The sequence below is a fragment of the Scandinavium sp. genome (assembly GCF_032012665.1).
GTDB lineage: Bacteria > Pseudomonadota > Gammaproteobacteria > Enterobacterales > Enterobacteriaceae > Scandinavium.
This window is the reverse complement of record NZ_DALZVG010000029.1, coordinates 22666-37303: the sequence shown is the minus strand read 5'-3', so window position 1 is coordinate 37303 and position 14638 is coordinate 22666. Positions and strand designations below refer to the sequence as shown.

At 45.6% G+C, this 14638-nt stretch carries 4 protein-coding genes; 1 reads left to right on the top strand and 3 read right to left on the bottom strand.

Annotation, left to right across the window (positions count from 1 at the left end):
• The 3 genes from RTU33_RS18880 to RTU33_RS18870 all read right to left on the bottom strand — a co-directional run bounded on the left by RTU33_RS18880 (window position 1) and on the right by RTU33_RS18870 (window position 12769).
• Window positions 1–2859, bottom strand: coding sequence for a DEAD/DEAH box helicase (locus tag RTU33_RS18880; protein WP_312629385.1), 2859 nt, complete (start codon window positions 2857–2859; stop codon window positions 1–3).
• A gap of 224 nt (window positions 2860–3083) precedes the next feature.
• Window positions 3084–9410, bottom strand: a complete 6327-nt coding sequence (locus tag RTU33_RS18875) for a DEAD/DEAH box helicase (RefSeq protein WP_312629384.1) — start codon at window positions 9408–9410, stop codon at window positions 3084–3086.
• On the bottom strand, window positions 9410–12769 hold the full coding sequence (locus RTU33_RS18870) for an STY4851/ECs_5259 family protein (RefSeq protein ID WP_312629383.1): 3360 nt from the start codon (window positions 12767–12769) through the stop codon (window positions 9410–9412). Before RTU33_RS18870 ends, RTU33_RS18875 begins: the two co-directional genes overlap by 1 nt.
• Window positions 12770–12982: 213 nt before the next feature.
• On the opposite strand from RTU33_RS18870, the gene zorA2 reads away from it, so the two are divergent.
• Window positions 12983–14635, top strand: a complete 1653-nt coding sequence (zorA2, locus tag RTU33_RS18865; RefSeq protein WP_130987946.1) for a type II Zorya anti-phage system protein ZorA2 — start codon at window positions 12983–12985, stop codon at window positions 14633–14635.
• Window positions 14636–14638: the final 3 nt, after the last annotated feature.

The window sequence follows — 14638 nt, the reverse complement described above, 5'->3', positions numbered from 1 at the left end:
TTAGCCCTCCGCTCCGGTGATTACTGCAATAACCTGGATGTAGGGCTCTTTTTCGGTGGTCATGGTGTCCTCAATCCATTGGATATAGCTGTCAAAATTGTGTTCGATTTCGCGCTGACGTTGTTCTTTGCGGTTCTGTTTCACTGAAAGCAGCTGTTTATTATCGGCAAAATCCAGCTCCAGTTGACTCAGCTGACGCCCACGCAGAACCTCCAGCTTTTGTAGATGTTCATTGAGCTGCTGATTGATATGCTCCTCAAAAGCATTTCGATCGTGAACAAACACATCCCGCGCATGGGAGATTGCCGCTTCCAGCAGATCCTGCTGGCGCTGGTGGTTACGATCTTTACCACCACTGTTAGTCAGCTTGCTACTCAGTTGCGGATGTCGTTTCAGGAACTCAGCAAAAGGCAGGCTACCGCTTAACGTTTCGCGGTTAAAACTCACCACCAGCCACGGGTTCACCATCGGGTGCGACTTACGGTTCGGGAACAACCCGGAAAGGATGAAATGATCCTCATCAGGTTCAAACAGGTGCGGCAGGCGCATCACCGGAGCCTGGTGGCGACCAAAGGCAGACTGAATTTTGTCGTCTAACCACTGCACGACCGGGTTAATTTGCCAGAGATACTGCACATCGGGCCAGGCATGTTGCTCACCGCGCGCACGCGAAATGGCTTCCGTAATAACAGTTTTGTCCTGGCTTAGATAAAGCTGCCAGTTTTCCGGCGCAATTTCCGGCGGTAACTGGTTAAAGCGACGGCGTAACTCCTCCGGTGCGACCAGCGATAAGGTGTTATCAGGCAAGGTATCGTATTGCACGGTCTGACCGCGGGCCTTCAGATAGCCTAGCGCTTTTTCGCAGTATGCCTGCTCATTATCAAACAGACTAATGTCGCTTTCGGTCACGGTCGAAGCATCGCTGGACACTGCGCTGCAGATTTCGCTAAACAGGTCGTGTTCAGTATTTTCAGTGACATTACTATTCAACAGATCATCGAACAGGCTGGCACCATCGTCCTGCATCATGAATTCAGCAACCTGCTCTTCTTCCTCTTCCTGCGTAAATTTGCCGGTAAATTCGGAGCTGTCACCGATATTCTTCTGCGCCTGTTCGTCTTTATTGATCAGCACTTCCAGCACGCGCATATCACCGTTGATCTGCGGTTCACTGGCTTCAGTCAGCAAGTAACGGATCTGTGGCTGGTGTTTTTGTCCGTAGCGGTCAATACGTCCGTTACGCTGCTGGAATACCATCAGCGACCACGGAATATCGAAGTGAATCATTTTATGGCTGAGGTGGTGCAGGTTGATACCTTCAGACGCGACATCCGAGCAGATTAGCAGGCGCAGCGGAGACTGGGTTTTGCCAAACGCTTCGACGGTTTCCATCAGAACTGTATCGCCCTGATCGCCTCGCAACGTGGCAATTTGATCGTCTTTCAGCTTGAGATCGGAGCGCAGTTGCTGCTCAAGGAACTCGAGCGTTTTGATACTCTCGGTAAAGATCACCAGACGATCTTCCGTGTTATTCGCTTTCCAACGGAGATCGTTACGGATGGTCTCCAGCAACAACTGATACTTGCTGAACTGGCTGGCATCAATATTATTGAGCGCCAGCAGCAGTGACTCTAATTCGTTAATCTGGCTCTGACTGTTTATTTCTTTGCGGTTCTCAAGCCGCTTCAGGCGGTTAGCCACCACGCTGGCACATGCCATTGGACTGGAGAACAACGCTTTTTCGAGCGTAATTTTGAACAGGCGGCCTTTATTTGACCGCGAGTCTTCATCATCATCGTCACGGAACTGACTCTCAACCAATCGGCGATAGGCTTCCTCTTCAGCTCCGGTTGCCGGGCGCATCAATTTGACGATATTACGTTCCGGAAACTCGCCAGCCATCTGATCTTTTACGTCTTTTTTGAAGCGACGCACAACCAGATTTTTATCGGCAAAATCGGCGTATTCATACTCTTTCGGATTGGCAATGGCCGTCGGGTCGAGCATGTTCATCAGGCTGGCAAAACTTTCAGCCTTACCGTCATGCGGCGTAGCTGAAAGCATAATCAGCGTATCGCTGCGCCCGGCGAGCAATTTTGCCAGTTTGCTGCGCAAAGAGCTGGTCCCACGTTCAGCGACATTATGCGCTTCATCGATAACAATAATATCCCACCAGGCGTTTTCCAGGTGATGGCGATATTCGATGTCCTGTTTCAGGGTATCGATGGAAATAATGGTCTTATCGAAATAATGGAACGGGTTGTGGTTGGTTGGGATGCGGTTACGCACCTTTTGTAGACCAGCGGAGTCAAGCCGCGTCAACGGAATAGCAAAACGGCTCCAGAATTCTTTCTGGAATTGCGTAAGCATGGATTTAACCGCCAGCACCAGAATGCGTTTGCCACGTCCACGGCGAATCAGTTCTGAAACCAGGATACCGGCTTCCAGCGTTTTACCCAACCCTACCGCATCAGCAATTAATATCCGCTGGCGCGGTTGCGCCAGTGCCATGCGCGTGGGATCGAGCTGAAAGGGCATTGAATCCATCGCAGCCTGATGTCCAAAATGGACTTTGCTGTCAGTCGGGACGCGTTGCCGTAGTTGGCTCTCTATGTACAACTGAGCCGCCTGGTAATTGGCTGACTCATCTTCCACCAGATTTGTTTTTGCTGGATCAAGAATCTCGACTTTTTGCTCCAGCTTTGTCAGAAAAAGCCCTTCTTTACCGCGTACCAGCTCCGAAATGCCATCACAGGTCAGCAGGTAACCACCATCTCCGCTGTCATCCGCCCGGCGAATGCGCCACTCTGCATCACGAATAACCACCCGCATTCCAGGTGCATAATTTTGCTTATTCATCGGTTTTTCTGTCTGTATGAGGCAGTGGTGATAACACTATCCCGAGCGATATGTCGCTGCACACTGCGATAAAAAAGAGGGCTTTAAAGATAACATGAAGGGTGGCGTCAGGGGGGATAAAATGGAATGTAATACGCAGAAATAACGCATAAATTTCAAACAGCGATAGTTAAAAAGTGAGCTGGGTCAACTCCCCCACACTGAGTCGGTGGGGGAGAATTCGTTTAGCCTGCGATGATATAACTCTTCAATCCATTATCCGGGGCTATAACCAATGCCCGGCATGTTGCCAGGCGCTCGACCTGATTCGGTATTCGTCCTGAAAAATCGAAGAATGTGTCACCTGTACAACGCCAGTAACTCAGTCCCATATCGAGCAACACATAATGTTCACTGCCATCGCTGAAGGTCACGGTCAGTTCACGTCCGTGATCGGTGTTCTGATTATCTCCTGCTAACCATGAGATTTTCCCTGACCAGGCTGGCCCAAGGTAGCCCTCTTCCAGCAACGTGGTCATAACTTGCTGGCGATCCTGCTCATCAAGCCATGCGTTATAGAGTGAATCGTGTTGGCGAGAACTGTACTCTAACTTTTTAACTGAAACAGTGAGTTCGGCACGTTCTGCCAGCCCCTGTTCAACCAATTCCGTCAAAATTTCACCTAACAAACGTACAGTAAATGGGCTATTGAGATAACGATCACTATAATGGACGTGAGTAATTTCGCGTCGATTAGTAAAAACCTTCTTCCAGCCAGCATGCTGCTGAGCTATCAGTGCCCAGAAACGCGAACCAAAACCTTCCACCTGACCGTCAAGTTGTTGGCTGAGATTGATGCGTACCGCCCCGGCGGGCAATGCTGGCAGTAAGTCTTCTGCACTCAAGGTCTGACCCGAGAATGTTTTTCTGGACGCTCCTTTAATCGTCACTACCGGCGATGCCGAACTTTGTCCCCATAATTCACCGGGCGAAACGGTGGCACTGTCGGCAGCGGCCCACTGTTGGGTTTGCCCCTCACGAGTGACCTGTGCCAACAAGATCCCTTCCCCTTGCACAAGTTGCGCAGTGGCTATAGATTTCACTTGCAAGCGTTCACCCGGTATCGCCGCTAGCGCGGAAAGCTGATGTCTGGTGCTATCAGCCATGTTTTCCAGCTGCGTGGCAATCAGCAACTCAACATTGCCCCCAGAGGAAGCAAACTGGAGTAACTCTTTAAATAATGGCCATTGCGCAAAACTCCACTGTTCCTGCGACCCAGCAAGAACCAACGAGCAGGAATCATAAATCTCGCTGTTCAGGCATTGCGCAATACGCAAACTGAGTGGGTTGGTTTCAACCCGGCTACTTTCTCCGAAGTACTGATATTCTGGCGCGAGATTAAGCCGCTGTAGACGAAGATTAGTGAGCAGAGTTAATGCCTGGTGACGATCTAATTTACCGACATAATGCTGACTGTCGTAGCTGAGCAAGCAGTGGTGACAGAATTTATCACAGCTGCAATCGAGCAATTTTCTGGCGTAATTAAAGACATCCGACCAATTATCGATCAATTGCACTGCATAACCCGCACCACCAGCATTATTATCGTAAATAAAGATAGAATATCCAGTGAAGCCATCGATATCGCGCGCTTGCTGCGTCGTCACGCCCAGCTCAGTATTTTCGATACCCAATTTATGCGCTAATCCTTCACGCAAAGCAACCGCAAGGGAACGCGCGGCAACATCCTCCCTGATCAATAAGCCATTATCATCACTGAGTTGCAGCTCAACCATATCTGTACGGCTGCTATATCCCAACCACAGATCTTTATGAACATGACCGTGGCACAATTTATTGTTCCCCTGCCGATCATTACTACCGCCTCTCAACAGGTAGTGCGTATTTTCCTTCTCCGGGTTCTTTAGATTCTCCGGAGTACGCTGGGGCTGGGTTTGAGATTCTGCCCGGCCACAGGAAAGACAAATTGCGTAGCCATGACCAAATTCACCCTCACTGAAGTGGAACAATTCCCCGCTATGACTAAAACGGTAACGTCCGAGTCCAGCATCGGGTAAGGAGACCCACACCGAAGAAGGTACAAGAACACGAGGATCTTTCCAGGGAAGTTGCGCAGGCATGGATACATCATTATGTGCCTGATAACGAATGTCTGTCGCAAAACCGACAGGCTGTAAATACCGTTTCACATCAAGCTGCTGTAACTCTGCCTTGCAGTGGCTACATTCGACAGGGCGGGTGGCGCTGGTCGCTCCCGCGCCGCATTTACGGCAATGCCAAAACCACGGAATATGATGATCGCCAGACAGCTCCTGCCCGCTGGCAAGTACTTTACCAAGCATAATACCCGAGGAACGATACACTTTTCCGCCCAATACCACATCAGCACCAGGAGCATATTCACGTAATGCTGTGGGTAGGTCACGGCTGGGCAGTTTTTCAATGCGGCGAGAAAAGTTTTCTCCCCCTTCATTAGGGTCAGCCTGAGTGGTTTTTATTGCGCGACGTTTTTCCAGTTCATCCGCGGTCAGATAATTGAAATTGACCACGCCAACCGGGAAACCATGACCCGGCAGGAACGCTTCACTGATGAGTTTAGAAAACAGATAAGCCCCGCGATAATCACGAAGCTGATAAGTGATGGCTTTACCTGCTGGCGTTTCTTCCCACGCGCTGTTATCTGCTTTCAACGCTTCGACGTTTTCCAACAGTATGGCAAGTTGGCTTCTCCAACGAGTATCAACCAGCTGCATCATCGTATGCGTACGAGTCAAGAGCTGTGTCGGCGTCAATGACATCAGAACAGTTCCCTGGGTAAGGCGTTTAAGTTTGTCCGCCAGTTGATCGGCCTGATGATTTAACCAATGGAGAAAACGAAGACACTGGCTATCATCACCTTCAAAGAACCATTTACAACTCAGTTTTGTCGCATCAGGAACTTCAGCTCGTAAAAACGCACCTAAAACCAATGCGTTAACATGCCGCTGAACAATACTACTGCTACCAAAACGAACCCGTGGGGCACTCGCAACGGTGTTGAACGCCCAGAGAGGGTCTTTGAATACCTCCATTCCATGCGCGGTGTTTTTACATAACGTAATGGCCGCAGATGCGCTTTCACCGCGACGGCCAGCACGCCCAGCACGCTGCAAATAATTCGCCGGAGCCGGAGGAACATTATTCATCGCGACCAAACTCATACCACCAATATCCACGCCCATTTCCATGGTCGTGGAACAGTTCAGCACATTAACTTTCCCTGCCTTAAATTGCTTTTCATTGAACTGGTTCTTCTCTGGTGTTCGCTGCGCTGAGTGTTCCTCCAGACGATACCAGCTATCTTTCAGGGCCAATCTATCGCTGCGAGTTGACCATACCCCCTCCTCCCGAGCATGTTGAATTAGTTCATTACTTTCCAACCAGTGCAGGCGCTCTTCTCGCGCCATTTCTCCACCACCGGATAAACGCCAGTGACGCACAGGAAGCTCGGGCATTTCAATCAATACAGCTTTTTCAGGTGCTATCTCTTTGCTACCTGGTAAATACGGAGAATAACTCAATAAAGTGACATCTAACGCACGGCGAGTATAGGGGCAACGCCAGACTTGCTTTGGACTGTAAAATTCAGCTTGTTGTTTAATGTCCAGTTGATAACCAGATTCAAACTGACGCAGACATGGTCGAATAGCTTCCCAGACTTCAATCATTAAGTGATTAACCAACGCTTTCCAGTGAGCCTGCTCAGGCTGTATTGCCGGAAAGACGGCAATTAAAAGCTTAATTACCCGGTTATAATGGCGATCGCGTATTTGTGGCCAAAGTTGATCACGTTTCTGCCCTTTATATTTTTTATCTGGTCCCTGCAGCATTTTTACCGGAAAACGTGCCCCCATCCAGCGAGGGTACTCCTCGTTTTCGTAAAAAACGGCACTGTTTTCACGTATAAAGAAATCAAGGGTAATCTTCAATAAATTACGCCATTCCGGTAATTGCTTATCGGGGTCGGGTAATAATGTTTTCCAGTCCTGCGGGCAGGTTGTGACTTTATCAATAAATGGATAGTAAATGGCCACCAGCCCCAGACTTTCGAGGGTCCAGGCATTTTTAGGGCGGCGACCAAACTCACTGTATAAACAAAAATCAGCAAACTGTTGTTTAGTAAGCTCAAGTCCAGACAAGTCTTTAAAACTGCCTCTCATTCTGTCCGCAAGGTCCACACTGCCAACAAGTTGTTCAGACAGAGTTAGCCACGACATGGTTTTCTTCTGCTGATTGCCTGAATTGACGAGGAGTATTTGCATCGCTTTAGCATGTTCCTGACTTAAGGAACTAACCATCGGCTCGATAATTCTAAGCGCCTGAACGTCTGCTGGGCTAAGCTTCTCATTCGAAACCATCGCTTTTCTCAGTGCGTCGATGGAATTTTTTAAAGGAGGGATAGAAAACTGGGTAATAAAACTCTCTAACAATGCACAATGTGACGGACTGAGCTTTACTGATGGCTCATTAATATTTGCCAGTTCCTGATAACAAAGGGTTCGTAACGTAGCTTTATCTGCGTCCTGCTGTAATCGGGCAGAGATACGGGCGGTTCCCTGACGTGAATCCGTAAAGGTGAGCAAGCGTCGACCATTAAACGGACCTAACTGCTCTTCTCTTGTTTGCGGTAAAGGCGAAAATTCAAGCAGAGTAGGAATAATTTCATTTAAAAAAAAGGGCGCACCGAGTCTAAGCGGACGGAACAAAGGATTATTTTTCCGTTGGGTGTCACCACAACAAACACAAGCAAAGGAATTATTGCGTCCCTCACCTCGAGATTCAGGTCTTATCAGATTTAACTCATAGTGCTTTTGCGCCTCGCGGTCGATTTTACCCGCCGTCGCTTCCTCTAGTGAAATGAGATATTTTTCACCATCGCTCGCTATAAGACGATCAAATTGGGAGTTATTTTCTAATTCGTTGTTATCTTCATCTTCAGAATAAACATCGAGATCAAGAGCGAATTCATCCTCTTCGGCAGCAGCAGGTTGCGCTACCAACCAGTTCGTTCCATCACCGCGCACTTCCTCTTTGGCAGACAAATAAGCTGAACCGCACCCGGAGCAACGTAAAACTTCAAACACCGGCGCACCGCAGTCGCAATATTGGCGTTGTTCAAACCATACCTGACCAAATGGCCAGTCACCCCCACCTAATTCACTCGCTTTATGTGCGCATTGTTTATTTGAACATGCCCATAGGCCCGCGAGTGTTCGGATAAACCCATGCATACGTAATGGTATAAAAGCTAGTGAAAATTTAGATTCACCCTCTCGCGATTTCGCCATCAGATCGAGAAGCTGCAACAGCTCACGATGATTAATGTCTGGCCAGGTTCTTCTGGCAACATTGAGCAGTTCACTCAAACGTATCGCCTGGCATCCGGGGCGAGTTAACGCCTGACGCAATTGCTGGGCCACCCGATAATGACAAAGCTGTTGGTAAAGTTCCTGAGAACTCAGTGAGTTAAGCGATGCTAAAGAAGTGGGATATTCATGACCAATAAGCGACTCCGATATCGACGGTATTTGTCGATAGCCGCGAACTACTTTTACATCACGTTCTGTGACCCCCGCGAGATCGGCAACAAATTTAGCAAGTTCTTTATTACCTTCAGGAGAATCTTCACCAATAGTGGCCGAGGTAGCAATGATTTGCACAGGTTTATCTGTACCAGGTCCAACATTGAAGGCCTGCATGACGCGACGTAAAAGCAGCGCTAATTCAGCTGCCTGAGAGCCAATATAACTGTGAGCCTCATCAAGGACGATATACTTCAGCATTCCCTGGGACTTTTCAATGACAGGGGCATCTTTGCGACGAATCAGCATATATTCCAGCATCGTGGTATTCGTCACCATGATGGACGGTGGGGCTTCATAAATGGCTTCCCGACTCAATGCCTGTTCAGGTACTTTGAGCTGGTCTTCCTGAACTTCATATTTGGTATGCCGGGTTTCGCCATTATATAGCGCAAAGCGTATCTTCCCTTTAAACCCGCGAGTCCACTCGCGAAGCCGCTCTTGCTGACTATTTATTAGCGCATTCAACGGATACAAGAAAATAGCCTGCGTCCCTGTTAGTGACTGCCGGGTCAAATTTTGCTGACGAATAAGATCTTCCAGCACCGGCACCATAAAACATTCTGTTTTTCCTGACCCTGTACCACTGCTCACTAATAGGGACTGCTTGTCTTCAAGAATCGTTCGCCACGCAGTTAGCTGATGACCAAACGGCACTGGCGCACTGCTCAAAGCATCAACCAGCGGGCTGGAGATCAGTTTGTCACGCAAATCCTCCATTGTTTCATCCGCAGGCATCCAGCCAAACGTACTTTCGAATACCGGATCTGCAAGCAGTGACCCCCCCAGACCTGGAGGCTGGAAATATTGAGATTCCAGATATTGACTCAACGACTTGCTCCGCAATGCCAGCTGACTTACCACCGACCTCACCGCACGCTGATGAAGCTGATTTAGAAGTGGCGCATAATGCAGTTGCTGAACGTTCATCAATGACATACTCCTGCTTGTTCAAAATAATACTGATAGATAACCCCCAATTGCTGCGGGGCTTGCTGATAGTGAAATTCAAAAAGTGCAGTTAGCTGATGCATAAGTTTATTGTTTCTTTGGGAGAGCAGCGCCGCGACTAACATCAAATTAAAACGTTTTTCAAAACGAGTGTGATATGTGTTTTCGATCCAAAATTTATTAAAAACAGATTTAAGGTCTGGAGTAATAGCACTATCCCAAAGCTCTTTAGAAAAAATGCTGACACGTCCAAAACTATCTGGGTTTCTTAATAACATCTGTTTGGCATCATTAAACTGCTCGCGGCTTACAGATGGCAATACAGTGCAACCTGCAGGTAATATCTCACTATGTGTAAGCAACATATTAGCGATGGGAACTAATCGACGATCGATATGCGCTTGATGATTTATAAATGCAATAAATGGCTGTAGTATATTTAATGCAAATGCCTTATCATTAATCTGTTTTTCCAGAGAATACCAACACTGTTCAAAGACATCTTTCCATATTGAAACAGGAATCCATCCCCATGAGAAGGGTAATTCCTCCTGTATATCATAAATAGCATCACTATCCCCAGAAAGACATGATGATATTAACAACTGAACAACCACGCAATAATTACTCGAAATTTCTCTAAATAAATCCAGTTCCAGCAAAGGCAAGCTATTATTCAACTTATATTTTTTAATGTACTCAACCAACAAATAACAAGAGTTTTGCAAAGGATTATTTTTCATTTCCAAAAACAGCGCATTACAATATTCCTTGCGTTGTTCTGGCGATGCGTTGCATATAGCATTTAGAAATAAATCATCTGTCTGTAATGTAGGTAGCATCCATTTAATCACTGGTGCAATACGAATTGCACCATCAATTTTACCCACAATTAACCATGGGCCACCTTGATTATTCAACGTCGAGAAATCATAACCAGACTCATCTTTTTTCAGCAGGACTGTGCATAAGTCAGGAGTATTAAGAGAAATGGCTTCAACAACCATGTCGTCTATTTTATGGTAAGGAAAAACAATAGAATCTTTTATATCAACCAGCAATCTTTCATCACCCTCAATAAAACGGCCATCGTAGCGTTTAATATTGAGTGTTGTTTTGTCCTTACCAAATCTGTCAGAGTAAAAATCAACACGTAATGTACTATCATTTTTCCATGCACATGCAAGCATGGCGTTCAGCAGATTATAATTCTCATAAAGTGAAATCTGTTGCAATTTTTCATTACGGCCAGATAACAATGGAATATCCGCATGTAAATAATGAAATTTTTCAGACATCGGGTTTTCATCCAACAACTCGATATTAAGATATCCTTTCCCGGCACAAGATATTGTTAACAGCTCAGCGTCCACGCCATGCAAATGTGCTATAGATGCAACACCGTCAAAATGAACAGAACCATCATTACTTACAAACCGTCCACCGCTAACGGGCTTAGGTAATAACAATTTAAGATTAGAACCATCTTTCCAGGATACTCGTAAATTGATGGTGCTCTCTAGCATCTGTGATGAATTACAATCAATAACACACTCGTTTTGCAAATAATCTGATTTAAGTGTTACTTTTTCATTGTTTGAATATTTATCAACCCTTGCATCCGTTATACCAGAGAGTACAATAACTCCTTGCTGAGCAGTCTCGGGAATAATTTGAATATCGAAATCTGCTGGCAAAATCACAACTTTACCGCTAAATAAAACCTCACCATTGACTATTCGCCTGACTTCTATCTGCCCTTTCGGCATTACTGATGCGACAGAAAACCAAGAGTTGTTACCTGAACGAATAGATCGCCAAAAAAGTTCGTTCTCTGGGACAATGCCATGCTGCATATCCTTTTTCCAGCCGATCTTTGGCCAGGCACGATGGACAGGATAATCAGATTTTACCAGATCGATCTCTGTCGGCTTTATATAATACTCAATCGCAGAATCATAAATTTGCTGCGTGCGAATCGTACAAACTGCGCCATCATGTAAAACAACGCTGAATACTCCGCTTATTTTAGTTAAGCTACGTTCACTATTTTTCAGCAACCTCGGGATATCAAACTCACCTTCTCCACTAATATCCAAATGACTATTTGTCGGTAGCGAAATAAAAAGAGAGTTTTGCCTGGAACTAACAGATCCCATGCCGACAAGTTTTAACTGCGACTCGCTCTCATTCATCGCTTCAAAAACCCATGGTAAATCTTCGGTAAGCTCATAACCCCCTTTGGGAATTACGTGACCTAGCAGAATCGGCCCTTCATGGAGCGACAACGATATTTCGGTCATCGCATCTGCCCCAGAGAGTTTTTGCATAGCGAAGGGTAATAACTCCACTCGCCAATCTTGCTGTTCATAACGGCTTAGCATTGCCAACCGGGCCCCACCATTTCTCCATTTTGCAGAAATGATGAGTCGTGTTTGTTCCGGCTGAATATTGCTTTCAAAAAGGGATATTAGCTGTTCAGTGCGCATTGTGGCCGGAAATCGAAACCGGGCATCGCAATACCAACTGTCATCAACATCATTCCATATCCTTTCAACCAGCACATTGCTTGATATACGGGGCTCTGAAGATTGAGAAAGTAATCGTCTTACAATCTCTGAGGCATTCTCTTCCGGGAGTACCAACGGAAGTTGAAGATGCCAGTCAGGATATTGTTTGCGTAGTGAGGAAACGGGGTCCTGACCATGAGTGGGATGCTCATTGAGTAACGTATGAAGTGTCTCGCAAAATTCACCAGCTATTTCATAGACGAGTTCATTTTGCATTGTCACAGGAATAGTGTCACCCAGTTCTTGTGCGATTTTTTCTGCAGGACGCCTTGACGATTGCCCACGTAGTGCCTGATAAATTCGTCTGAAATAGGTTATTAAATAGCCACTTTCATTTTCAATCATCCGGATGGGCAAACCGCCTTCGCAAGCCAGAGTATGCAGATAACCCGATGCTTGACCCAGACTTCTCACCTTTCTTTTCCAGTAACGAATCCCATCATTTACCAGCTTTTGTCGATGTGCGTAAGGTACCTTCCAGCCAATCGATTCTAAAATAACGTCCCATCTTGGATGTCCTGCAGTATGGTTACGGCGGATAAACTCAGCGGCATATATGCTGAACAAAACATCACTGTAAGAAATGAATATGGTTTTGGAGTAGTTACGTGGAACATGGGCACGAAGAAGAGCAGCCAAACTTTCATACTCTGCATCATGACAACGGTAAGCATACAGCGCCCTCCCATCAGCTCCGGGTAATGAACGACTGCTAAAAAACGCATTGAGCCATCGCAAAAGTGGGTTAACTGGAGTTTTCACAAGCAACCTGCCTTCGATTGATACAATTAGTAACAGATTACTATGATTGCAGGAAAGCTCAACGCCTGAGACCAACCAAATATGATAGAAATCATGTATATCTTGGCGAAAGTTGATACAATCAACGAAGATTCACTGGCTTAAAGGCCACATATTTTACAAGGTGTACATACAATTTTTACACCAGTATTACTAATTGTGATTATTACAGGAACAACAATGTTAGCTCAGCTTTTTGAACATTTGTTTCAATCAATTGATTCCACACTTGTCACAAACATTTTTATTTGGGCTGTTATCTTTGTATTTTGTGCTGCGTGGTGGTGTGATCATAAAAATATTCATAACAAATTCCGAGAATATGCTCCAACATTAATGGGAGCATTAGGCATACTGGGTACTTTTATCGGTATCATTATTGGATTGCTTAATTTTAATACTGAAAGCATTGATGCCAGCATCCCTGTATTATTAGGAGGTCTTAAAACAGCATTCATTACCAGTATTGTTGGAATGTTTTTCGCAATTTTGTTTAATGGATTAGATGCTTTCTTTTTTGCCAATAAACGTCGCCTATTGGAGGATAATACTCCAGCGTCGGTTACTCCTGAGCATATCCATCAAGAATTAAAAGAACAAAATAAACATTTAGTGAAGTTAATCTCTGGCATGAGTGGTAGCGAAGAGGGTTCCATTATTGCCCAAATAAAACTACTGCGTAATGAAATCAGTGATGCCTCCCGGGCACAAATATCTAACCATTCTAATTTCAGTAATAAGCTCTGGGAACAATTACAGCAATTTGCAGACCTGATGGCAAAAGGAGCAACCGAACAAATTATCGATGCCCTTAGGCAAGTTATTATTGATTTCAACAATAATTTAACTGAACAATTCGGTGAGAATTTCAAAGCACTTGATACTTCTGTAAAAAAACTTGTCGACTGGCAGGAAAACTATAAAAACCAAGTTGAGCAGATGGGTGAGCAATACCAACAAAGTGTTGAATCTTTAGTCGAAACCAGAAAAGCTGTCGCAGGGATCTGGGAAGAATGCAAAGAGATTCCTCTTGCGATGGCTGAGCTTCGTGACGTGCTGCAAGTGAATCAGCACCAAATTGGTGAACTCTCCCGTCATCTGGAAACCTTTGTCGCCATACGCGATAAGGCAACTGATGTTTTACCTGAAATTCAAACAAAAATGTCTGAAGTGGGTGAACTCTTAAAATTAGGTGCCGCGAATGTCAGCGCGTCTCTTGAACAAACCAGTCAGCAGATACTTATCAATGCTGATTCGATGCGAGTTGCCCTTGATGAAGGCACTGAAGGTTTCAGACAATCAGTGACTCAGACACAGCAAGCTTTTGCATCAATGGCGCATGATGTCAGCAATTCCTCTGAAACTCTTACCAGCACGCTAGGAGACACTATTACGGAGATGAAACAAAGTGGTGATGAGTTCCTGAAATCTCTGGAAACACACTCAAGAGAATTGCATCGAAATATGGAACAAAACACTACTAATGTTATTGATATGTTCAGTAAGACAGGTGAGAAATTTAATCAACAATTATCCAGCAATGCCGATAACATGTTTGGTTCAATGCAATCTTCGTTTGATAAAGCAAGCGCGGGACTGACATCTCAGGTGAAAGAGTCAATTGAGAAATTTGGTAGTTCAATTAACGAGCAGTTACATGCTTTTGAGCAAGCAACAGAGCGCGAAATGAATCGTGAGATGCAATCACTAGGGAATGCTCTGCTCTCAATCAGCAAAGGTTTTGTCGGTAACTACGAGCGACTACTCAAAGAGTATCAAGCTGTCATGGGACAACTGCAAACATTAATTTCTGCTAATCAAAAACGAGGATAATTG

What these genes read in the sequence shown, in the direction of transcription:
- RTU33_RS18880 (WP_312629385.1), bottom strand. Translation starts at nt 2,859, where the DNA reads ATGAATAAGCAAAATTATGCACCTGGAATGCGGGTGGTTATTCGTGAT.
- RTU33_RS18875 (WP_312629384.1), bottom strand. Translation starts at nt 9,410, where the DNA reads ATGAACGTTCAGCAACTGCATTATGCGCCACTTCTAAATCAGCTTCAT.
- zorA2 (WP_130987946.1), top strand. Translation starts at nt 12,983, where the DNA reads ATGTTAGCTCAGCTTTTTGAACATTTGTTTCAATCAATTGATTCCACA.